At 59.3% G+C, this 23,339-nt stretch carries 11 protein-coding genes and 1 pseudogene; 8 read left to right on the plus strand and 4 right to left on the minus strand.

What is annotated here, in order from left to right:
* Positions 1–19 precede the first annotated feature (19 nt).
* From JJE66_RS36435 to JJE66_RS36445, 3 genes and pseudogenes are all read right to left on the minus strand, one after another.
* Positions 20–8,146: a shikimate kinase gene (locus tag JJE66_RS36435; protein ID WP_200520608.1), complete on the minus strand. Its 8,127-nt coding sequence runs from the start codon at positions 8,144–8,146 to the stop codon at positions 20–22.
* Between the two features lie 1,654 nt (positions 8,147–9,800).
* Positions 9,801–10,163, minus strand: coding sequence for a hypothetical protein (locus tag JJE66_RS36440; protein ID WP_311980279.1), 363 nt, complete (start codon positions 10,161–10,163; stop codon positions 9,801–9,803).
* 802 nt (positions 10,164–10,965) lie between these two features.
* Positions 10,966–11,793: pseudogene (locus JJE66_RS36445) on the minus strand (YopT-type cysteine protease domain-containing protein).
* 981 nt (positions 11,794–12,774) lie between these two features.
* On the opposite strand from JJE66_RS36445, the gene JJE66_RS36450 reads away from it, so the two are divergent.
* The 6 genes from JJE66_RS36450 to JJE66_RS38570 all read left to right on the plus strand — a co-directional run bounded on the left by JJE66_RS36450 (position 12,775) and on the right by JJE66_RS38570 (position 21,206).
* Positions 12,775–13,605, plus strand: a complete 831-nt coding sequence (locus tag JJE66_RS36450) for a class I SAM-dependent methyltransferase (RefSeq protein ID WP_409362870.1) — start codon at positions 12,775–12,777, stop codon at positions 13,603–13,605.
* Between the two features lie 1,203 nt (positions 13,606–14,808).
* Entirely contained in the window at positions 14,809–16,284 is a 1,476-nt protein-coding gene (locus JJE66_RS36455) for an acetyl/propionyl/methylcrotonyl-CoA carboxylase subunit alpha (protein WP_200520611.1), read from the plus strand.
* A gap of 1 nt (position 16,285) precedes the next feature.
* The gene (locus JJE66_RS38785; protein WP_200520612.1) at positions 16,286–16,789 is read left to right on the plus strand and encodes an acetyl-CoA carboxylase biotin carboxyl carrier protein subunit; all 504 of its coding nucleotides are present in this window, start codon (positions 16,286–16,288) and stop codon (positions 16,787–16,789) included.
* A 1-nt stretch (position 16,790) separates the two neighbouring features.
* Positions 16,791–18,398: an acyl-CoA carboxylase subunit beta gene (locus JJE66_RS36465; RefSeq protein WP_200520613.1), complete on the plus strand. Its 1,608-nt coding sequence runs from the start codon at positions 16,791–16,793 to the stop codon at positions 18,396–18,398.
* Positions 18,399–18,851: 453 nt separating this feature from the next.
* A complete protein-coding gene (locus JJE66_RS36470; protein ID WP_200520658.1) occupies positions 18,852–20,387 on the plus strand; it encodes a class I adenylate-forming enzyme family protein in 1,536 nt (511 codons plus the stop codon).
* A 681-nt stretch (positions 20,388–21,068) separates the two neighbouring features.
* Positions 21,069–21,206, plus strand: coding sequence for an SEC-C metal-binding domain-containing protein (locus JJE66_RS38570; protein WP_200520614.1), 138 nt, complete (start codon positions 21,069–21,071; stop codon positions 21,204–21,206).
* Positions 21,207–21,447: 241 nt separating this feature from the next.
* On the opposite strand, the gene JJE66_RS36480 is transcribed toward JJE66_RS38570, so the two are convergent.
* Positions 21,448–21,717, minus strand: a complete 270-nt coding sequence (locus JJE66_RS36480) for a hypothetical protein (protein ID WP_200520615.1) — start codon at positions 21,715–21,717, stop codon at positions 21,448–21,450.
* Positions 21,718–21,818: 101 nt separating this feature from the next.
* On the opposite strand from JJE66_RS36480, the gene JJE66_RS36485 reads away from it, so the two are divergent.
* Entirely contained in the window at positions 21,819–22,592 is a 774-nt protein-coding gene (locus tag JJE66_RS36485; protein WP_200520616.1) for a phosphoribosylaminoimidazolesuccinocarboxamide synthase, read from the plus strand.
* A gap of 2 nt (positions 22,593–22,594) precedes the next feature.
* The gene (locus tag JJE66_RS36490; protein ID WP_200520617.1) at positions 22,595–23,314 is read left to right on the plus strand and encodes an HAD family hydrolase; all 720 of its coding nucleotides are present in this window, start codon (positions 22,595–22,597) and stop codon (positions 23,312–23,314) included.
* The last annotated feature ends 25 nt before the right edge of the window (positions 23,315–23,339 follow it).

Genomic DNA, 23,339 nt, shown 5'->3' on the forward strand with positions numbered 1-23,339 from the left:
AACCTTGTGAGCGACCACGTCATGGTGTCGCTCCGATCACATTGGCCGGTGTCCGGTCCACGCCCCCTTCGCCGCAAAGATGGGCATGCAGCGCAGCGACACATTGATCTGCGTTCTTGTTGTCACGTTTTTGACCTGGGACGATCGTGAGATCGGCAAGTTGATAAAATGGCGCGCGCTCGCTGATCAGCTGCGCGATCGTGTCCTCGCGGCTCGCGGTCTGCAACAGCGGGCGAGTGGTGTCACGACGAAGGCGTTTCCTGATCTCGCCTATATCGGTATTTAGCCAGATCGAGACCGCCTTATCGGCAGCGTGCCGCCGCGTCTCCTCATGCATGAATGCGCCGCCACCGGTCGCCAGCACCACCGGCCCGGACCCAAGAAACCGTGCGATCGAGCTCGCCTCGAGCTCCCGGAAATGCTGCTCTCCTTTGCTCGCAAAAATCTCTGTTATCGACATGCGAGCCGCCGTCTCAATTTTTTTGTCGGAATCGATGAAGGGCAGGCCTAGTCGTCGCGCAAGATAGGGGCCAATGGTGGATTTTCCGGAACCGGGCATGCCGACGAGGACGATCGGCCGCCCGTTAAGAGCCGCGACAATCTCCTTTGCACCAGGCTCGAGCGTTCTTGACTGTTCGGCAGATCGCAAGCCGAATGCCGCGCGAACGCCACCGGTATACGCCCCTTCGATTGACCAGTGGGGAATGTTTCTGACACCTTCCGGTATCGCAACTTCTTTGCAGATATCTCGCGCGCGTTGCGTGAGTTGCTCTATCTTATGGGGATCCGGTGCATCCCCTCTGCGCCGTCGCTGGATCTCCTTATACGTGTCGTGATTGGCAACTTTCGCCTTGTAGCTGGCCGGCGTGTGGAACTCCGCATCGAAGCGGTAGCCACCGGGCGTCGCGAGCACAGTCTTCATGCCAACAAACGTCGGAACGCTCATCCTGAACCAGTTGGTGGTGCTGATTTCCGCGTAGCCTTGCTCCTCGAACGCCAGCATGGCTCGCCGGAACGCACGTACAAAGTCCTTGTCGGGCACTTCGAAGACATGGCGAACAGCACTGCTGATCAGCTGTGAGTCGCGTTCGGCGGCATCATTCATCTGCATGAGTTGGTCTCTGAGGGAGTTCTCCGTTTTCAGCCGGTGGTCGAGATGGGGCATTTTCACGTCGATGCCCGTTTGCCGGAGACTTTCGACAACCTGCAGTGCCGCTGCGGTGATTTCCTTCTCTTCAGCAGAGGCGCGGGCAGCCTCAATTCGAGCGCGCTCTGAAGCCTGCTCGCGGGTTAGCGTCATTGTGTTGGAAGATTCCGGGGCAGCCCGTAGTGCAAAGGGGCGAGGCAAGATCCCTTTATCCGAAGCGAGTTTGATCGAGACTTCCATGATTGAAGCCGCCAATGTGGGATTGTCCTTCAGATCCGCCAAGGTCGTGTCGATATTGAATCTTCCCTGGTTGAGGGTCGCCGCCATGGACTTGACATAGGGTACAGGCTTCACGCCCGGCGTCTGTTGCAGGAGCCGCTGGAGTCCTTGGCATTTCTTCATGAAAAGCGCGACGCTCGTGTCGGATTTAAAGGCGTCCGTTCCGACCTTGATGCCGAGGCTCAGGAGGTTACTTGCGCTTTGCACGAGGTCATCCGCAATGTACCCATCCGGACGCGGATCGATGCGCGCAGGATAGTGGTCGAGCAAGACCTGGATGCGGTCGCGTGGGTGGGTGGCTGCTGGATAGGCCTCCGCCAGATCTGGGAAAAGCTCTGCAAGCGCCCGGCTCACCGTCAGCCTGTTGTCGCCCACGGTTTCGGCTGTTTCGGGGAGCACCTGCTCATCCGTGCTTTCTGCCCACGCCTGGAGCTCGGAGACGAGCAACTCGGCAAACTCGTGGGCGACTGGATGGTCTGCAGCCTTGATCTCGCGCCTTGCTCTGTCGAGCTTGTCCTCTATGTCATGGCCACTCACCTGTTCCTGGTTCAGTAGCTGACGGATGTCGCGCCTGAGTTCGTGGTGAACACCCTCGTACGTACCAAAGATGGCGCGCTCGGCAAACCAGCGTCGTGCTTGATGGGACTGCGCCAGAAAGCTCCGCTGCAGGCCGCTATAAATTTCCAAAGCATCCCGCGTCGCCGCGAGGATCTGGCTGGCACGACTGAATTGGTAATTGTCGCTCTCAATGGCCGGAGTATAGGACTTTGGCGGCTTGAGCGAGCGAACTCCGCGAGCTTGCTCCTTCTCATCGAACTCGCGAACATGCTCATATAGCTGGGGCCGGTCGCCAATGATAACGACGGTATCTCCGTCGAAGTCGCCGTCGAGCTTTTTCTGCTCGCCAGTCGGGACGGCCACCAACGACCCCGGAGCGAACACCTCGGTCGCCTGCAGGATGCCGACGCAGTCGAGCGGCGTGTCTTTCTTTGCGCGGTCCTTGCGCTCGGTCCAGCTCGAATGGCTCTTGATGTCCTCGGCCGACAACACCAGTCCACGGTCGGCGTAGTCGGCCGGCCACATCGCATCCGGCACCACGATCAGAATGCCTTTGGCAAAGAAGCTCGGATCGTCCGCCGCCAGCTCCTCCCGTGACTTCTGGGCAACACTGAAACTGTACTGCATGGCCGCGCATCGATCGAGAAATGCCGCGGTCGGATCGCCGTCGGCTGCCGACTTGACTCGTTCGGGTGCGAGCGGGCGCAGGTTGGGGGTGTCATAGGGAGATCGCCCGATCAGCACGCCTCCGGTTCGGGTCAACGTTTCGCTCTTGCGCTTCGGCACATGGAGGTCATCATCGCTCGACGGGACGGCAACAGCACCGGACCCATCGATGTGGCCTGCCGTCACCGTGCGAAACAGCTGATCGCCGATCAAGCTGTCCCTTCCTCTGCTCTCAAGCCAAACGTTGGCCTTCTCGCGCGCCTCGTCCGCAACCCGCTCACTGCGCGGATAATGTTGCAGCGCCGAGGCCGGCACGGACGATCTCTTTGCCTCACCAAAGGCCGGCATCCGATCGGGACCTTCCTGGGGGCGGGCCCGGCGAACCGCTGGCATACGCTCGGCCAACGATGCCTTGATGAAGCCACAGCCGTCATGCGGCCGCAAAGCAATCGGGCCTTGCGCTCCCATCAGTTTGAAGGGATGTGCCTCGTTGCTCGGGCGGTCTGGCGTCAGCAACAGCTTGAAGGCGCCCTCCAGCGCGTAGTCATGAGGGCCTAGGCCGGTGATCGCTGGTGGCGCCGCAAACCCCCTGCGCTGAGCGTACCAATAGGCCTCTTTAAATGGCGCCCAGGCCCGCAATAGCTTCTCGAACGAGGTGCCCGGAGCGGTTTCGGCGTAGGGAACAGCGAGCAGCTTTCCTCCCGAAGGCGCCGCTGCGGGCTTGCCTGGAGCATGGGCGCCGATTTCCAACTCGGTTCGTTTTGGCGCCTTTAACTTGCTGCCGCCGAACAGGTCCATGCGGTATGGCACGCCCTTGTACGTGAATGTACGTGCCAGCATGAAGGCGCTCGGCTTTGCTGGCAGCTGCACCGCGACCACCTCGATCGTTCCCGAGGTCAGCCGATGAAAAATCGAATATCGTGTCTCGGTCTCCGTGGGCAGTGGCCGCCCCTGCATGTCCACCACGGGCAACCGCATCAGACCCGCTTCGCCCTGTGGGGGCCTAGGATCGTGGTCCATGGCTCGCAAGACCTTGTGGACATCGAATACGGCCGCCGGATATTTCTCCCGGATCATTGCCGCGTTCTGCTCGACGAATGTATCCAGCGCATCGACCGGATCATCCGCCTCGATCTGCGCGATCAGATTCCAGCTCATATTGGAAAGATCGCCTTGGATGAGGTCGCGCGTGCTGGCCAGGATCTTTCTGGTTCCGCGATGCAGCTCTTGCTGCCTCATCCGCAAATCGGACTTCTTGCCCTCGACGTCCGGTCGCTTGAACATGTTCGCCAAGACCGCGCGAGCCTTGAGCACCTGATAAATCGAGAGGGCGGGACCGCGACTGGCGAGCGGCCCACGGATACGCTCGGCCTTGCTTGCGTTGAAATGTGCCTCGATCTTTTGCTCCACGACGGGTTGGATGTCGTTCAGCAAGTAGAGAGCCTGTCTGCGGTGCCAGCGCAGGTGCGGGCTGCGCGCCAGCGGCATCAGTGCGGCACAGAGATTGCCCATTGTTTCGATGTCATTTTCAGCGGCGAATTCAGGGGCACGAAGCAATTGGTTGAGCCGATCCAACCCGGTCAGTGCGAGCAAACCAAGATCGTCGATCAGCCGGGCCTTCGCCAAGGCCTTAAAAATGGTTGCGATGGCCAATGCATCGCTGTGCTCCAGCCGATCATTGGCATAGTGCAGGTGGTGGGCCAGCTGATGTAAGCGATCCGTCAGCAGCGCGGTTTCAACGATCTCCCCCGCGTCTTCGCCTCGCGTGATGCCTCGGCCCAGGGCATTGGCGATCATGTTGAACTGAGGCATCGTGAAGGCACCGAAACGTTGGCCTCCCCGGCCAAGCCCACGCGCTATGTCCACGACCGCCTTGTGACACGCCACTTCTTCCGGCCACTTGCTGAAGCCATTCACCAGGTTTGCCAATTGCAACGGCGTGACATCGGAAATCGGGCGGCGACAGATCTCACGCGCAATCACGACTGCGGTTTGGCAAGTGTCCTCATCCTCCGACCACTTGCTCAAGCCGTTTACCAGGGTCGATAGAGTTTGATAATCGGCATGAGAGAGTCGGTCGCCCTCACGGAACTCACGGGCGATCGCCACTGTGGCCCGGCGCGCGTCCTGCTCTTCCGGCCACTTGCTGAAGCCGTTCACCAGATTTGCCAGCTCCTGCTGAGTAAACCCGGAGAGTTGATCGCGACGGCGACAGATTTCGCCGGCGATCACAACTGTGGCTTGGCCCGTGTACGCATCTTCCGTCCACTTGCTGAAACCGTTCACCAGATTCGATAGCTCCTGCCGCGCAAAACCGGCGAGTTGGTCGGTACGGCGGCAGACCTCAGCGGCGATCGCGAGTATGGCCTGGCGAGTGTCCTCCACCAGCCACTTGCTGAAGCCGTTCGTCAGGTTTGCCAATCCCTGGCTGGTAAAAGCAGAGAGACGGTCAGCGCCGCGATGGATCTCGCAGGCAATCGCGATTGTGCCTTGGCGAGAGGATTCCTCTCCCGGCCACTTGCTGAAACCATTCACCAGGTTCGCCAGCTCCTGTTGACCAAAATCAGACGGTTGGCGCCGAAGAACTTCGCTGGCGATCGCAATTGCACCCTGGCGAGCCGGCTCCTCTCCCGGCCACTTGCTGAAACCGTTCACCAGGTTCGCCAGCTCCTGTTGAGTAAAATCGGACGGTTGGCGCCGAAGGACTTCATTGGCGATCGCGATTGTGCCCTGGAGCGCGGCCTCCTCTTGCGGCCACTTGCTGAAACCGCTCACCAGGTTCGCCAGCTCTTGTTGGGTAAAAGCAGAGAGTTGATTGGCGCGACGATAGACCTCACCGGCGATCGCGCGTACGGCATGTTGCGTATCGGCGTCCCCCGGCCACTTGCTGAAACCGTTGACCAGGTTGGCCAATGCTTGGCTGGAAAAAACAGAGAGGCGGTCAGCCCGACGATGGACCTCACGCGCAATCGCAATTGTGCCCAGGCGAGAGGGCTCTTCTTCCGGCCACTTGCTGAAGCCATTCACCAGCATAGCCAGACCCTGGCCCGTAAAGGCCGGGAGCCGCGTGGCGCGGCTGGAGAGTTCGGTTGCGATCAGGCGTGCAGCTGGCAGACAGGCTTCTGCTGTTGGCCATTTGCTCAAGCCGTTCATCAGGATTGCCAACTGTCGGTCATTGCAATGAGCGAGCCCTGCGGCGCCGCGACGGACGAGTTCACTTGCGGCGGCAAATATGGCTTGGCCTATGTCGTCCTCTTCGGGCCACTTGCTGAAGCTGTTGACCAGGCTCGCCAATTGCCGCGGGGTCAAATCAGCTAGTCCGCCGTCGCTGACGGCGCGCCGGCGCAGTTCAGCAGCAATCAAACCTGTGGCTTGCAGACAGGCATCCTGTTCCGGCCATTTGCTAAAGCCATTCACGACCGCCGCCAAGTGCCGGTGAGTAAGTACCGAAATTTCGTCCGGGCGGCCTTGGATCGCATCGGCGATTGCGACGATGGCTTGGCGGGAGTTCAGCTCTCCCTTTGGCCACTTGCCGAAAGCATTGGCCAGGACTGCCAAATTCTGTGGAGCAAAACCAGGCAGCTTGTCGTCAAGGCCGGCGCGGCCGCAGAGTTCGGCCGCGATCAAGCCTGCCGCTTTGAGGCAGTTCTCGGTCTCCGGCCAGTTGCTGAACGCATTGAACAGGCTCGTCACTTCCGATGGTGTAAAATCAGGCAGTAGGTCGGCACGTGCAATGACCTCCTTGGCGACCGCGATTTTTGCCGAGTCAGAAGCGCTCTCGTCCGGCCACTTGACCAATCCATTGACCAGGCCTGCCAGGCCCTGCGGATCAAAGTCAGAGAGCCCTTCGTTGCGCGCGGCGATCTCGTGAGTGATCACGACTGTGATGTCGCGGCAGATCGTCTCTTTCGGCCACTTGCTGAAGCCGCTCACCAGATTCGATAGTGCCTGCGGATCAAAAGCGGAAAGCTCTTCTTTGCGCGCGAGGATCTCGTTACCGATCGCGACCGCGACGTCGCGACATGGTTCCGGCCATTTGCTAAAACCACTCACCAGGTTTGCCAGGCCTTGCGGACCAAAAGCAGGAAACTGGCCTTCGCGGTCCGCGCGCGACAGGACCTCACCCGCCATTTTGACGGTAGCTCGGCGACAGCTTTCTTCGGGCCTGCTACTGAAACCGCTTACCAGGTTCGCAAGGAGCTGTGGGGAAAAGCTCGAGAGCCGGCTTGCCTCGGCGTGAACAACCTCGTCGGCGATCGCAAGGGCCGCTTCGGTGCAGCCCGTCTGTTCCGGCCATTTGGTGAACCCGTTCACCAGGTTCGCCAAGTGTTGTGCGCTGAAATCGGAGAGCCCGTCGGCGCGGGTGGCGCGGCGACAGAGTACGGAGCCGACGAAGCCTGCGGCTCGAGCAGCAATCGCCTCGTCCGGCCACTTGCTGAAGCCGTTCACCAGGTTCGCCAAGTGTTGGGGATGGAAATCAGAGAGCGAAGCGTCGAGCACGGCGTAGCGGCAGAGTTCGGCTGCAATGTCGACGGTACCTTTGCAGCATCCCGCCTTGTTTGACCACTTGCTGAATCCGTTCACCAGATTCGCAAGGTCCTGCGAGACAAAACCACGGAGCTCGTTGTTTTGGGCGCGGCGAGATACCTCGTTGCCGATCGCGGCTGTGGCCCGACCGGATTCCTCCTCTTCCGGCCATTTGCTGAAACCATTCACCAGGTTAGCCAGTCCCTGTGACGTAAAATCAGGCAGTTGGTCGGCGCGTGCGACGATCTCCTTGGCGATCGCGACAATAGCCTTGCCGCAGCGGTCTTCCGGCCACTTGCCGAAACCGTTCACCAGGTTGGCTAGTCCCTGTTGATTAAAATCGAATAGCCCGTCCCTGCGAGCGGCGCGGCGGTAGATTTCACCGGCAAGCAAGCCCGCAGCTTGGGAGCAGTGTGCCTGTTCAGGCCACTTGCTGAAGCCGTTCACCAGATTCGCCAGGTTCTGCGGAATGTATTCAGACAGGCGGGCGCCACAAACCTGCCGGGCGATCGCTTCTGTGGCTTCGCCACAGCTCTCCTCGTCTGGCCATTTACTGAAGCCGTTGACCAGCAATGCCTGGCTTTGGTTTTGCAGTTCGTCAAACGCAAAGCTTTCATCACAACACAATTCAGCAATGCTGATGATTGCCGCCTGGCATTCCGCCGACGGATCCCGACCGAACGATGATGCGAAGAGAGAGAGGGCGCTGGGGCTGATTTCCTTCATACGCGTGTTGTCAAGGCGCGACAGCCGAACCGCCAGGGCGCGGCAAGCTGCTATGCCTGCCTCACCTCCGGCTTCCCGGCTCACCGCGTTGCATGTCGTGGCGTACCCCCATGACGACCGGAGATCGTCTTCAAACTGCGCAACAAATCGCGCATCGAAACGGCCAGCCGCGGTTTGCAGAAACTCTGAAAGATCTTGCCCCCGCAGCTGCTTGCTGTAACGCACCACTGCACGTGAGAACATGCCGATCTCGCGAGCGCTGGCGATTTCTCTCAGCGCAGCATTTAGTTCATCCGAACGTCTAGAGCGCCTTCCCGGTACTCCACCTCGCACGTTCTGCACGGCTGAATTGGCGATGTGCGGCCTTCCTGGTCCGCCATTCAGGCCAGAGAGGGATTGGCTATGCGGCACCAGCCCGCCTGTTTGCGCGCGTTCGGCCGCTCGATCGGTACGCCGCCGGCGGCCATCCGAACGTGACGGGTCAAGTTCCAGATTGGCCGCACCATGATGAGTTCGATGGGCTCGCTCCGAGTTCTCGGCCTGGGCCGGGTGCGCGTGAACACCGTCGATGCGCCAGCTTCCTGGCCCATCACGCCGCTCAGACACGGATTGCGTATTCGCTGAAACCTCGGCTCGTTGCGAGCTTTCAGCGGCGCGGTGGGCACGCCAGGGACCGTCATCAGAACGCGACAGGCGTGATTCCCGATTTGCCGCGCCATCATAAGTACGATCGGCTCGTTCCGAAGCTTCACGCTGGATCGGGTGCGTCGGCGCATCGGGGGTGCGCCACCTTCCTGGTCTGCTACTCCCCTCAGAGACGGATTGCGTATCCGGCGGACGTCTGCCCGCGTGTGAACTTCCGGCTTCTCGATCGCCACGCCAGGACTCCTCGCCACGAGGCGGCAAGGGGCCAACGTCTCGACTTGGTTCCCTAGTGTAATGTCTATATGGTCGCTGCGGGCCTCGGGCCTGGACCGTCTGGGCGGGCACATCATGGACGTGTCCCCCTTCTGGTCCGCTAGCCGCGTGCGAGGGGAGTGAGCGTCCTGCTGAGCTTTCAGCTTCTGGATCGTCACGCCGCAGTTCCTCATCAGATCGCGACGAGCCGGATTCTGGCAAGGAGCGGAAACGACGGCGGCTCCCACCCATTGCGCCCTGCAGCGCGGCCCCGAGGAGTCGATGTGGGCCGGCGGGAGGACCGGCAAAGCGCTCCGCACCGCTGGGGCGCGGCGCGACGCGAGAGGAACCAGTGTCTGAATCCTGAGGCTCAGACTGCATCCGCTCCACAACAGAAGTGAATGATCGGCTCTCTTCACCATGGCCATGAGCCGATCCAGCGCTAGAACCGTCAGCGCCTCGGCCTTCGTTGGCACCAAATTGCGAAATGAGCGATTTATCCCGCTCGTCAATAGGCTTCATAATCCATCTCCAATGTAGCGAAAACTGTGCTGCCTGTCCTCACCAGCGCGATAGCCACGCGCCGGCTCGGCCGCTTATGCTGGCCTTACTCGACAGAGCAGACTGGGTGGTATCGTCGGATCAGCAACTGGCGAGCACGCAGAACTTCCAATTGCATGCCCGTTAGGAACGACAGACCGACAGAGCGCATCGATCTCCGAGCCAAAAACGCTTTCGAAAAACACACTCAAGATTCCCAAGAAGCGACGCAGCGAAAAAGTCCAGTTTGATGTCTTCGGTCTTGTTTTGACACGCGACAGCCTTTCGCGGGGTCATTCAAAGCTCGCCCAGGTTCCCACAGCCGACCACAGCCACAGAAACGTACAAGCCGCGCTTCCAGATCGACCGCGCGGCTTGGCCGGCTCAAGAGAGAGAGAGAGAGAGAGAGAGAGAGACAACCGCCAGACCACAAATGAGGTGACGGGGAGCCGCCGGCCAGTCACTTCGTTTGAGACGCTTCAGGCCAATCTGTGAACTCCAACTCGAAACGACGAGAGCCGACGGGTTTGGTCGTGAATTTGACGGTCTTTCCGGAGAGAGCCGCCAACGAGCCGGACGCGAATTTGAACACCGTCTTCCCGGCAGCTGCGATGCCGGCAGCCCTGTTGTCCTCCATGACCGAGGAGCCGTCCCCCTCCAGGAGCTGACCGACCGCATAGCCTTCGAGCGTGCGGTGAACGTCGAGAGAAGCCAAGTACCTGCCTTTCTCGCTGTCCCATTCGCTGACCGATACCGCCGTGATTCCTGCGTCCTTCAACAGCCCATCTGCAACGTGGCAGGTATATTGAAGGCTGACGATCATGTGCCCATTCCGATCACCTATCGGCTCGCGATCGGTTCCGTCTATGGTGCAGTCGTAGCGTCGGATTGAGTCCGCGAGCGCTCCCCCAGTCAGCCCGAGCAAACCGAAAGCGGAACAAAGAACAATAGTGAAAAACGGTTGTTTCATTTGCCGATGCTTTCGCGAACATGTCTTTGCAAAGGATGTACAACCTGACGCAACGTCAGGTTCAAGTGCCTTCGATCTGTTGCTGCATTCGCTCTTTATGGCTACAGAACAGCCCAGAGACGCGCGTTAGGTTCAGCTGCAACGAAAACCTGATCGCGCTCGGGCGACCACCACAAATCCTGTCCGGCTTGAGATTCACGCAGCCACGAAAACGCGACCCCTTCTTTTGCGACACCATCGGTGCCACCCTCTTCGAGAGCCTATGCCAACCAAGAGGCACTGAATGGAAGGGCAATTCTCTCAATGGTGCTGCCGCGGCGCGGACAGCATGTCGCATCGGCTACGGCAGCAGCCGACTTCAATTTGCGATAGCTTATGGTGATTGTGAGCGCTTGCGCCTCGCCGTCAGGCGTACCGCGAATTGCGCCCTGCCAACGTGCCCTTGGCCGGCGCGACATGGAACACGCGTTTCCCAGAGACTAGACCCGAGGCTGGGGCCTCGCGCGGGACAGTGAACTCTGCATTCGAGGCGCGCGAGGTTGTTGCGGGATTCCGGTTCGCAGTTGTTGCCTTTAGCAAAACACAAAGTGCCACCTCGAGCAGCTCGCCGCACCTTCCGACAAGGCGCTCTCGGCCTGCGGTCAGCGCATTGTATTCAGCTCATTCTTTGTGTGACGACTGTCACGACATGACGGCCGCTCTCGTTGGTATAGTCATCGGCGAGACTTCTGAGCAAGTCACCCATCTGGTCTGATGGGATAGCGAATTCTCCATAGTTCGGATCGAAGAGAGTGGTCATTCCATTGGCGGTTGACGTTGCGACCAGGTGTCCGGGCCATCCTTCGGGGAAGCGCAAGCTGAGCAAATAGACAGATGGGTCTTCGGTGACTTCATCGACGATGCCGGCGATCTCCGAGGACCTCCCAAACTGATATCCCCACCGTCGTTTGGATGGTTGCAAGCCTGTTTCCTGCAACATTATGTCTCTTGGTTAAAAATCTTCCGGCTGATTATCTTGCAACCGATTCTTCAGTTCTTCATACCGCTGCTGCCGCATCGCCGCCGAGACGTGGGTTTGCGAGCCGGGCCGCAGCGCGCTCATTCGTGATCGCGGACTGCTCGGAAGATTGAGGAGCCACTCTGCCGCGAGGCCAGCGCAAATGCCGTCTACATTCGCGCCACGCAATCCGGCAGTCCGGTATTCGAAAAGGGGAATGATCGGCCTTTGCGAAGGAGATGGGCTGGAACCGGGCGACGAAGAGGGCGGGGTCAAGCTGAAGGAGCTTGGGGTCGGAATATGCGCATCAGAGGTATGTGGTCTGCTGCAGCACAGCCCCATTTTTTCGCACGCACCGCCAGGTGACAGATTGCCCTGAAGTGTTAGATCCGTAAGCCTTCCCGCAAAGTTGCCATCGTCCGTCGACTCGCTCGATTCGTCGGCTTGATGAGCACCTGTGGATGAGGTGCTGATTCGGATATCCATGGAGATTCGCCTATCGCTTCGTCGTACTTTTCCGCACCGCGTGCGCCCCGGCTCCTGCTGCGACGATATGCAGTCAAGCTGACGACGAGCTGACGCTCGTGCCCGTGGATGTGGTGAACAAAGCGGAGGGAAGTCGGCGAATCTCGCCGCCTAAATCGCCCGCAACCAAAACCGCCAGAGCGGGCGGAGAATGACGGGTCGGTACATTTGAAATATGGGGAGACGCTCTCAGAGCAACCGTGGGACTTGGCCAGGCGCGGGGGAGCACGATGAAAGGTAAGGACCGGAGGCCGCGCATGAATCCAGTATTCGCAGGTCACGTGCGCGGGGGGCATCTGATGTCGTGCGGAGGGATCTGGATGCGCGTGAGGCCACGCGCTTCGAAGATAGAAGCAATGGCCTTTCTTCCAGCGGTTACGAGGGGACAATCGCGACCACTCCTGTAGAGATCCTCCCTATCGTCGCGACTGGTTCACGACATAGCATGAGCTCGAGCTGTTACTGCATCCGGTTCCTCGACATTCAGATAGACCCAGGCGCAGCCCGAAGCTTGGTGGAAGGACGATTGAATCTGGCGTGATGTCGAGAAGATGCTTGCGGTCCGCCTCGAGGCGGGTCCCCACACCTTGAATGTCGCAGCAGATTCGTCGCTCTACGTCTTCACACCGCCTCAATGTCCAGCGTCAGCATCAACGCGATCAGCTGCAGGCCTCACGGAGGGAGAATGACTGGCGCCTCTTTCAAGAATAGGGGTTAGCCAGAGCGCAAAACCACCGTGGGGTTCATAGATCGGCCAACATCTGCGACAAGAGGAGTACTGGTCGGGGCAAGAGCCTTAGGCTTGCGTACAAATCGAAATGTGGAGACGTCGGGTTGCGAGCAGATTTTTCGCGTATCAATCGGGATAAAGCTATCTTCGATGACATTTACGCTTTGGATGATCCAAGAGCGTATTTCTCTGTCCTGGGAGGTTTGGATTATATGATCCCGGATGTGGCCGAGCCGGTGGTGCGCCAGATTCTGGCAGCGAAAGCTTCGGCAAGTAGCGTTAAGCCGATCGTGCTTGATGTCGGCTGTTCATACGGCATCAACGCGGCGGTGCATCGGTTTCCACTGACGTTCGGCGGCTTGCGTCACCGCTATGCCCGGCGCGAGATGAGGGCGATCAGTTCCGAGACACTGGTGGATCTCGATCGCAAGTTTTATTCGGCTTGGCCTGATGTTGGTCTAGCGCGGTTTATCGGTCTCGATGTATCGGCACCGGCAATCCGTTATGCAACGGCCGTTGGCCTGCTTGAAGAGGGTATTGTCGCCGACCTTGAAAAGGAATCACTTTCGACAGAAAGCGCGCGGATTCTCCGTTCCACTGATGTTATCATGTCGACGGGCTGCATCGGCTACGTGACCGAGAAGACGTTCAGCAAAATTCTTGATGCGACAGAGACGCGTCCATGGATTATCTCTTTCGTGCTGCGGATGTTCCCGTATGATTGCCTGGCTGCGACATTCGCGAAGCGTGGCCTTGTGACGGAGCGCCTTACTGGTGCGACATTTATTCAGCGTCGATTTCGCGACGCTGAGGAATTTGAAAGGACCCTGGCTACATTGGCAGCACTTGGCGTCGATGCGACCGGCCTTGAATCAGAAGGTCTATTCCACGCCGATCTGATCTTGTCACGCCCTCAATCGGATGCACGCGCCGCTCCTCTGGACGACATCGTCACCGTCGCCAGCGGTCGAGGTCGGCCAATCGGGCCGCGTTACGTTCACGTTGGAGGTCTCGAGGGTTTGCAGGTCGCACTGGAGCCGTGAGAGATTCGTGGTTTCAAAGATAGCCGCGCGTGCGTCCCCGGAACGGCGCACGGAAGCAGATCATGCTCCCATCCTTTCGAGGTTGGAGCATGATCGGGCTCGACTGCGCGGCTGCGACACGCGCATCCACCCAGCGCAGCGATACCGGGTCCGGGCGGCAGGCGTGCATCGAGCAACGTGCTGCTCGATATCTCTCCTGCGCGACTCCACAGCAGCGCCTTAATTCCCCTGTCGCCTGCGATCGCGCTCCCACTCTGCATATCGCATGAGTTCACGATAACGGCGAATGCACGCCACATCGAGCATTGGGCTCGCGCCTCCGTTCGGCACAGTCCGCCCTGGCAGCGCAACGGTCTCAATCTATTCTCACAAGTGGCTCTCAAGAGGCTTGAATCTGACGTAACGTGAGCTTGTATGATCATACAAGTAGGGCGGCGGATCGCGTTCGACCGTCGGTCACTTCCTGACGCGTGATGAGAATTGTGAACCTTTCAGACCTTCGAACCCGCATCGAGACACCCTGTTCTGATTCCCGGGAACTCCCGACACGACCAATCGGTCACCATGCGCGGTCCGGCGGCCGCTCGGGTGAACCGGGCCTCTGAGCGCAGCGCGACATTCTCACGTCACGGCAGGGTTTAAACGCAAGCTCGCCCATCGCACGACCATCGCGCCGTGCAGCATAAACAATATCGTAGATCACCCCGACAGAGGATAGCCGTGAACCACATGCAGCGCACCAACCGCTCGTCGCGTCCCAGAGCGTATCGCTATACAATTGCTCTTTTTGGCGTTGCGATGACGACAGCTCTAGGCTGCGGAAGTGCAGGTGCGCGAGATCGGCCGGTCTCAGCGGAGGCGCGAGAGGCGTGCACACCGGATGCGTTTCGCCTCTGCGGCGCCCATATCCCTAATGAGGACGCCGTTGCGGCCTGTCTCAAAGCCAATATCCAACGCCTGAGCGTACAGTGTCGCCAATTCATCTCAGTTCGGGATGCTGCCACCGGAAATGGGGGCCTAAGATGAGGTATGCGCGACAGCTAGTTTTCGCTCGATCTCATTTGTGCCGCGGCACGTGTGCGTGGCGCCGCCTTAGACAGATCCGATCAATGGTTGTGATACGTGACGTGGGCCTCACAGGACGATCGCCGGGCTCAAGCTCACGCCTGTAGTCGGGCATACCAAGCAGCTGAGGTATTCCCCATGCACGAACTGCCTTTTGATACTGTTCTGATCGCCAACAGGGGCGAGATCGCCGTTCGTATTATCAAGACCCTTCGCAAGCTGGGGCTTCGGTCTGCGATCGTCTACCACGACATTGATGCCGGCACGCTTGCCGTCGCTATGGCCGATGCAGCCATCGCGATCGACGGACGCACGCCGATTGCTGCCTATCTCGACATTCCGCAGATTATCGCCGCGGCCCGACAAGCGAACGCTGGTGCACTTCATCCAGGTTATGGATTTCTGTCGGAGAATGCGGAGTTCGCCAGGGCCATTACGAGCGCCGGCATCACCTTCATCGGACCTGCCCCCGAAAGCATCGAACTGATGGGCGACAAAATCCGAGCGCGCAACTTCGTCCAGCGACACGGGTTTCCAGTCGCTCCTAGCGCCATCGAGGAAGACGATCCAACGACCTTCGTGCGCAGAGCCCGGGCGATGGGACCCCCGTTGCTCGTCAAACCTTCCGCGGCCGGTGGCGGCAAGGGCATGCAGATCGTGCGCGACATCGGGCTCCTGGAGGACGCAATCGCGCAGGCGCGCAGCGAGGCGCAGCGCTACTTCGGAGACGGCCGGCTTTACGTCGAACGACATATCGAGAGCCCGCGCCATATCGAAGTCCAGGTGCTCGGCGACGCCTTCGGCAATGTGACTCACCTGTTCGACCGGGAGTGCTCGATCCAGCGTCGGTTTCAGAAGGTCATCGAAGAGGCTCCCGCGCCGGGGCTGCCGTCGGAGTTGCGTCAACGGATCTGCGATGCCGCCGTCGGCATCGCGCGTGCAGCCAACTATCACAATGCAGGCACTGTCGAATTCCTCCTTGGGGGAGGAGAGTTCTACTTTCTGGAAATGAATACACGCTTGCAGGTTGAGCATGCCGTGACCGAGATGATCACCGACGTTGACCTTGTTGCCGAACAGATCCACATCGCTGCGGGCCGCCCACTTCGATTGGCACAATCGGACATTGTGCCGAGCGGACACGCGATCGAAGCCAGGTTGTGTGCCGAAGCGCCGGAGCGCGGATACGCTCCAACAACAGGCAAGGTGCTTGTGCTCGACTACCCCGAGGGCGACGGTATACGCATCGACAGTGGCCTTTCGCGAGGTCAGACGATCACGACAGCATTCGACCCCTTGCTCGCCAAGATCATCGTGCATTCGCCCTCGCGTATCGAGACTGCGCAAAAGGCGCATCGCGCGATGCGGGAACTGGTGCTTCTCGGGTGCGCAACCAACGCCAGCTTCCTTGCCCGTATCCTCGCGGATGACGGATTTCTGCATGGACACATTCACACGGGCTACCTTGAGGAACATCCGCACATCGCCGCAGGCGCCCCCCGGGCCGACTTATCGGCCTTCCTGGCAGCAGGCGCCCTCCTGACCGGACCGGTCCGCGAATCGGCAGATGCCGTGTCCGACCTCCACGCGGCGCTGGGCAGTTGGAGAAACTAGCGTGAATCACTGTTTTGAGGTTGATGGCGTCGAATACCAGCTATGGCTGTCACGATGCCGAGAGGACTACCGTCTCTGCTTGCATGACAGGGTGATTGCCCCGGTCGCGTTCTCCCATCGCGGTGACGGCTGCGGTGTTGTTATGATTGCGGGTGAAAGCCAGCCCGTCAGGTTTGCCATTGATGGCGAAACCATTCACATGCACATGAACGGCGAAACGCGCAGTTTGCATTACCGCGACCCATTGCGGACGCTTGCTAGGTCGAGGCAGGAGATAAGCCAAGCCGTCGCTCGCGCGCCCATGCCGGGTGTCGTCATTGCCGCCCGGGTTTCGCCTGGCGAGGCCGTTTCTGCCGGGACGGCCCTGATGACGATCGAGAGCATGAAGTTGGAGACGGTCATACGGTCTCCACAAGACGGCATTGTCGAGCGTATTCACTTCAAGGAAGGCGAGAGCTTTGAGCAGGATGCTGTCCTGGTTACGCTCCTCGAGGAGCGGACCTGAAATGCAGCAGCTCTCGTCTCTGGTGGACGTCAGGTCGCAAGACTATCGGCTCAACGAACTTCATAACAGGCGACTTGCAAAAGAACTGGAGGAGCGTCAGCAGGCAGCGCGCTTCAAGCGCCCGGTGCGGGATCTTGAGCGTCTCAAGCGGCAAAACAAGCTGTTTGTGCGTGATCGGATCGAGGCTTTGCTTGATCCAGACACGCCGTTCCTCGAGCTTTCGACGCTGGCGGCTAACAAAGCCTATGACGGTGAGGTGCCCGGCGCCGCTCAGGTCGTCGGGATCGGCATTGTCGCGGGTCGAGAGGTCGTCATTCACGCAGATGACGCTAGCGTCAAGGGCGGGGCGTGGTATCCGCTATCGGTCAAGAAGATCGTGCGGGCCTTGGACATTGCGATCGAGAATTGCCTGCCAGTCGTTCACTTGTGCGACTGTGCCGGAGGTTTCTTGCCCTTACAGGCGGAGTTCTTCGCAGATCGCTATCACGCGGGTCGAATCCTTCGCAATCAGTCCATTCTCTCAAAGATGGGAGTACCGCAGGTCGGTATAGCCATGGGCCATTGCAGCGCCGGCGGCGCCTACGTCCCGGCGCTTAGCGACTACAACATCATTGTTGAGGGCACAGGAGCGATCTTTCTGGGCGGTCCTCCGGTCGTCAAAGCTGCCACTGGCGCAGAGATCTCTGCCGAAGAACTCGGCGGCGCTCATATGCATACCAGCGTATCGGGGACGAGCGACTATCTTGCAAGCTCGGAGCTGCATGCGATTGCAATTGCCCGAGACATCGTCGCTCGCTTCAGTGATCCTGTAAAGGCCAAGATCAACCGGACCGCTCCGGAGCCTCCCGCCTATAGTGCATCCGAACTGTACGGCATTCTTCCGAGGGATCCCCGGACGCAATTCGATATGCGGGAGATCATCGCCCGTCTGGTTGATGGCAGCCGATTCCACGAACATAAGGCACGTTATGGCGAGACTCTTGTGTGCGGCTTCGCGCGACTGCATGGCTATCAGATTGGCATTCTCGCAAACAACGGTGTGTTGTTGAGCGAAAGCGCACTAAAAGGCGCTCACTTCATCCAATTGTGTGACAAGTCTCGAACACCTCTGCTCTTCCTGCAGAATACGACCGGCTTTATGGTTGGCCGCGACTACGAAAGGCGCGGCATAACCAAGGACGGCGCCAAGCTGATCATGGCCGTCTCCGGGGCATCCGTGCCAAAGTTCACGATCGTCTGTAATGCCTCTCATGGAGCAGGAACCTACGCCATGGCGGGACGGGCTTTTGATCCGCGTTTTGTGTTTACTTGGCCGCAGTCTCAGATTTCGGCGATGGGCGCCGAGCAGGCAGCGGGCGTCCTCACGCACGTGAAGGCAAGACAGCTGGCTCGGCACAATGGGCACCTCTCCCCGGAGCAACTGGCAGCCATTCGCCAGCCGATCCTGGAAGAATATCGGGAGCGGTCGGGCGCGTACTATGCGACATCCGAGTTGTGGGACGATGGCATCCTTGATCCCGTCGATACCAGAAACGCGCTTGGAATGGTTCTGAGTGCTTCGCTCAACAGCCCGATCGCCTCACCGCATTACGGCGTATTCCGAATGTGACGTGGCAGCGGAGGCCGCGCACGGGGCGAGATGCCCGGCGCCAGATCTCCGTCAGCACAAAGGTCAACTATCCCATCGCCAGAAACAGCTCACCCGATTGCGTTCTTGAAGGAAACCGAATCACGGTGGATTGATTGACGACTTGAAGCTCACGCGGCGTCAGGTTGTCGGCTCGAAACGAGATGATGGTCGATGCTGCGCCATGCAAGCCGCAACGGCTACACTGCAGTTCCGCCAGTTCGTCTCGCCGTCAGCCCGGAAGCCACGGGCCTACTTGAAGCCGCCACGAGATCAAAAACCTAGAGGAGATCTTGGGTGTACCTGCGACAACGAGCGAGCGAAGTTCAACCAACAATTTGATGCGATTGCTATCTCCGTCGCGACGATTGAGTGGCTCTCGCTTCGAACGCACCGGCGGCAGCTGGCGCAAGTGAAAGAAGCGGATGACTGATGATGGATCTTCCTACATTGATTGAGCGCAATGTGGCGTTCGCTCCGGACAAGCCGGCGATCCGCTTCGAGGGCACGGTCTTGAGCTACGACGCGTTCAATCGGCGCATCGAGCTGGCGGCGCGCGCCCTCAAAAGTGAGCTCGGCGTCGAAAAAGGTGATCGCGTTGCGATCCTGAGCCTCAATCGGCCTGACTATCTGGTACTGCTGTATGCCTGCGCGCGGCTTGGGGCAATCCTCGTGCCGTTGAACTGGCGGTTGGCTGTTACAGAGCAGCTCTTCATCCTGTCCGACGCTGGCGCCAAAGTGCTGGTCCTCGAGCACGCTTTTGAGGCGATTCTATCGGTTTTAGCGGAGAGACTGCTCTCGACCGCCATCGTCGGCCTTGATTTCGCGCCGGGTCGCGGAAGCGGGTGGGATGAGCTGCTTGAAGGAGGTCGGGGCGATGGTCGCAATGCCCACCCTGGCCTGTCCTGCCCGGTTCTGATTGTCTACACCTCAGGCACGACGGGCCGGCCGAAAGGTGCCGTGCTGCGCCAGGAGGCATTACTGTGGAACGGGGTGATGAGCCAGCACATGCACGGACTCACTTCAGCCGATCACGTCTTGACCGTGTTGCCGATGTTCCACGTCGGCGGCCTCAACATTCAGACCACCCCAGCCTTGCATCACGGCGCAACAATAACCATGCACCCACGGTTTACCCCGGACGCAACATTTGCTGCGTTTGAGCGGGATCGACCTACATTAACGGCGCTCGTACCCACCATGATCCAAGCGCTGATAGATCATCCTCGGTGGTCGACGGCTGACCTATCCTCGCTGAAGGCGATCTCTACCGGTTCAACCATGGTCCCGCAGCAGCTTATCGCAGCTGTGGCGGCGCGCGGGATCTCGGCGTTGCAGGTTTATGGCTCCACGGAGACCTGCCCCATCGCGATCTATACAAAGCTCGGTGGCGATCCTGCCGGTGAGGGATCGACCGGCCTACCCGGCCTCTGCTGCGAGGCGGCAATCATCAACGATGTTGGCGACGGATTGCCGGCAGGAACCCCAGGCGAGATCGCGGTGCGAGGACCCAATGTGTTCTGCCAATACTGGGGTAATGGACAAGCAACGCGCGAGGCCTTGCGCGATGGTTGGTATCGGACGGGCGACATTGGACATTGCGATGGGGACGGATATTTTTGGGTCCATGACCGAAAGCCAAATCTGATTATTTCCGGCGGAGAGAACATTTATCCGGCGGAAGTGGAGCGTGTACTCCTGGAACACCCAGATGTCGCGGAATGCGCGGTCGTCGGACGGCCAGATCCGAGTTGGGGCGAGGTGCCGGTGGCCTATGTGATTCGGCGTTCGGAGGCTCAGATTGACCAACACGCGCTGACTGCACATGCGCAGTCGCATCTCGCCCGCTTCAAGGTGCCTCACGAGATCATTTTCACGGACGATTTGCCTCGAACGGCGTTGGGTAAGGTCGAGCATTTCATCCTGAAAGCGATCCAAGCGAAATCACGTCCCCAGGTGAACAACAGTTAGGTTAGGCTTTTCATCTTCGGCCTGCGTTGTCCTGCCGATATGGATAGGTTGCGGCCACGAGAGACCATTCGCAAAGTCGCCGCGCGCCGATGAAATTGCTGAAATGCCTCTGCCGCGAATGGGTCAGAAAGCTGGTCGTTGTCTTTGCATCTGCTGGTCGAGTCAGGCATGCGACTGGTGCTCTCAGGTGAGTCTCGAAATCGCGCGTCTTCGGCGCAAGGCGATCGGCAGCCACAGCACCGCGGCATGCATCGTAAACTTTCCTGCGCGTTCAAATTCAGCTGACTTTTGACGGCGCCGCTACAGCTGGAGTCCGTAGCTGTGCCGTCTGTCCTGCGACTCCAAAGCCGGCGTCGAATTCCCACGCCGCCCAGCCGGCACGTCGCATCATCGCCCGGCACCGGGCGACAATGGGCTCTGGCAAGGCAACATGGTGCCAGGCGGCGCCGCCTTCAGGAACTCTTGCTATGGAAGTTGGAGGACCCCTACCCGATCTGCCGCTCCGCCCCAAGCAGCTTAACGAGGAATTGCTCGCCCTCGACCCGACGTCGAAACGGGTCGGTGATGAGCCGAATGCTGATGCTTGCTGACAAGGCCCGAGAAGAAAAAGAAGTGAATAACCGCGATGCGTTCCAACGCCGGCGCCCGACGAGATCGACGAGTGAGTCATCACATCATTGAATGGCGACTAGCCAGTCTCCCGACAACGCAGCGCGTCGATGCCAAGATCGCCGCATCCGCGAGGAAACGGTCGGCCGCAATGAGGCCTGTCCGTGCGGATCGGGAAAGAAATACAAGAACTGGTGCGGCCTCAATTGACGCCGCTACCGTGATCCATTCCGGAGCCGTCAAAAGCCGGGCCGCCTGGTCCAGCAGTTGAGTTCTTCCACGCATAGAACGGGTCCGGGTAACCACCTCATGGCGCTGAGCCAGATCGGTCGGCATCGCCTGCTCCGCCACGCCTCCCAGTGCATCTTTGCCTTCAGCGCCTTGTCACGGAGAGCCCCCCACCAAGCATGTGGCGTCGGGTACGTGACGATCCAACTGATATTGTCGGAAATCATTCAGCGCCCATTGTCGGTTTTGCGACAATTCGAGCATGTAACGCGACCCACGCTTCAAGCTTCTTGAAGATGCTTGTATCAAGCGCTGGCTGAAGCGCCAGCGTCAGTTCGGCACGCTTTTTGCGTGTTGGAAGGGCATCATCGAGCAATCGGTGATGTCGGGCGGATCCAGCGTCCCACATTAGCCTACGTTGGGCCACCGCGTTGAAATCGGAACGAGGTGGTATGAACCGGTACATCTGGACGGTTGCGGCGCGGTCGCTCACGGCGCTCGTCGGGATCTCCTCGGGGTGTACGAATACGAAGCCGCGCGCGTACGACAGGACTGTGTACCTGTACGCAAGCATTGTGAATAGATAGAGTCCTGATGCAGCCTATCGAATCAGCCGCGTTTCCAGATCCAGACCACTGGCGCTCCAAGTTCGACGATTTGCCTTTGCTGATCGAGGGCGAGTCGAAGGTGATCCGCGTTATCGACGATCAAAACGTGATCGTGCGTTTAAAGCCCACGTTGTTTTCGTACTCTGCAAATCGCGCTGCCACAGTTGATGGCACCGACTGGTTACGTCTACGCATCAGCGAGCGGCTTTGGCGGACGCTAGAGACTGAGGGTGTGCCTTCCACGATCGTTCACGTTGGTGAAGACTATTACATCAGTCGGCGAGTTGCGGCTCCGCCTATCGAGGTCATCGTGAAGGCAGCCTATGTCGGCACACCAAAACATATCTATCTCGGGCTGGAGACTTTCCCAACCCGCCATGGCGGATACCTCCGACCCGATCAGCGACACGAACCCTATGTGCGCTTCGACTGGCGCAACCCGCTCCCACATCGGGACGAATGCATGCCGGATTGGCTCGCGAACCGCTTCATCGATACGGATGCTGCGAGGCATTTGGCCTTACGCGCCTTCAAGGCGCTGGCGAGAGTCTTGGCGTCGTGCGAAATTGAACTCCTCGATATTTGTTTTTTTATCACCGCCGAAGGCGATGCGATATTTGGCGAGGTTTCGCCAGACTGCATGCGAGCCAAGCACACATCAAATGATTTAGACAAGGACCTGTGGCGGAAGGGCAAAGATCCGGAGATTATCCTTCGCCAGTGGCGAGCGTTTCTGGATCGGCTGAAAGCGCTTTCATAGAGATGAGCAATCCTGGAGCCATCATCTTTGACTGGGGTAACACCCTTTGCGACTATCCATTACGGACCGAGGCCGAACAGATTGAGTTCTTGCATGATTTCCTCATCGATCCGTCCAGCTTTACAGGTTTGGCCACCGTCCCAGCGCCGAGATCCATCGCTAGCGCAACATTGCAGGCGCTGAACAGAGAGCGCGAGGATTGTCGTGTGATTTCTTTCGCCGACCGGTTGAGATGCGCGTTGGCACCTGACATGGATGACGCGGATGCAAGGGTACTCGAGCTGCGTCTCTGCAACAGAATCTTTGCTGGTGGCCAGCTCATGCCAGGAGCGGAGAAAGTCATTACTACGGTTCACCGCATGGGCTACCGGACAGCAATCTTGTCCAATACGCCTTGGGGAACGAGCCATACGTTGTGGCGAGCCGAGGTCGCTCGGCACACAAATGTCAGCCGCAACTGCGATCTTGTCATGTTCTGCGGCGATTGCGGCTATCGCAAACCCAGCAAAGCCGCTTTTGACGCCTGTTTAGACTTTTTGCGGGAGGCGCCAGACAATGTCATGATGGTAGGTGACAGCTTTCGCTCGGACGTTCTGGGCGCACGCGGCGCGGGATGCCAAGCAGTCTGGTTTTGCCGTGACGCCTCGCTACCAAAAGACAAATCAGTCGCTGTCATGACGACGCTCGATGACATTATTACGCTCTTGGGCGAGGGGGCGTAAGCAAGATCGGTCATTTCATTTCTGG

Origin of the sequence: Bradyrhizobium diazoefficiens (assembly GCF_016612535.1) — a bacterium.
Taxonomy (GTDB): Bacteria; Pseudomonadota; Alphaproteobacteria; order Rhizobiales; family Xanthobacteraceae; genus Bradyrhizobium; species Bradyrhizobium diazoefficiens_C.

Coding starts and splice junctions, on each gene's coding strand:
- JJE66_RS36435 (WP_200520608.1), bottom strand. CDS start 8,146: ATGTTCTCACGTGCAGTGGTGCGTTACAGCAAGCAGCTGCGGGGGCAA.
- JJE66_RS36440 (WP_311980279.1), bottom strand. CDS start 10,163: ATGATCGTCAGCCTTCAATATACCTGCCACGTTGCAGATGGGCTGTTG.
- JJE66_RS36450 (WP_409362870.1), top strand. CDS start 12,775: ATGATCCCGGATGTGGCCGAGCCGGTGGTGCGCCAGATTCTGGCAGCG.
- JJE66_RS36455 (WP_200520611.1), top strand. CDS start 14,809: ATGCACGAACTGCCTTTTGATACTGTTCTGATCGCCAACAGGGGCGAG.
- JJE66_RS36465 (WP_200520613.1), top strand. CDS start 16,791: ATGCAGCAGCTCTCGTCTCTGGTGGACGTCAGGTCGCAAGACTATCGG.
- JJE66_RS36470 (WP_200520658.1), top strand. CDS start 18,852: ATGGATCTTCCTACATTGATTGAGCGCAATGTGGCGTTCGCTCCGGAC.
- JJE66_RS38570 (WP_200520614.1), top strand. CDS start 21,069: ATGGCGACTAGCCAGTCTCCCGACAACGCAGCGCGTCGATGCCAAGAT.
- JJE66_RS36485 (WP_200520616.1), top strand. CDS start 21,819: ATGCAGCCTATCGAATCAGCCGCGTTTCCAGATCCAGACCACTGGCGC.
- JJE66_RS36490 (WP_200520617.1), top strand. CDS start 22,595: ATGAGCAATCCTGGAGCCATCATCTTTGACTGGGGTAACACCCTTTGC.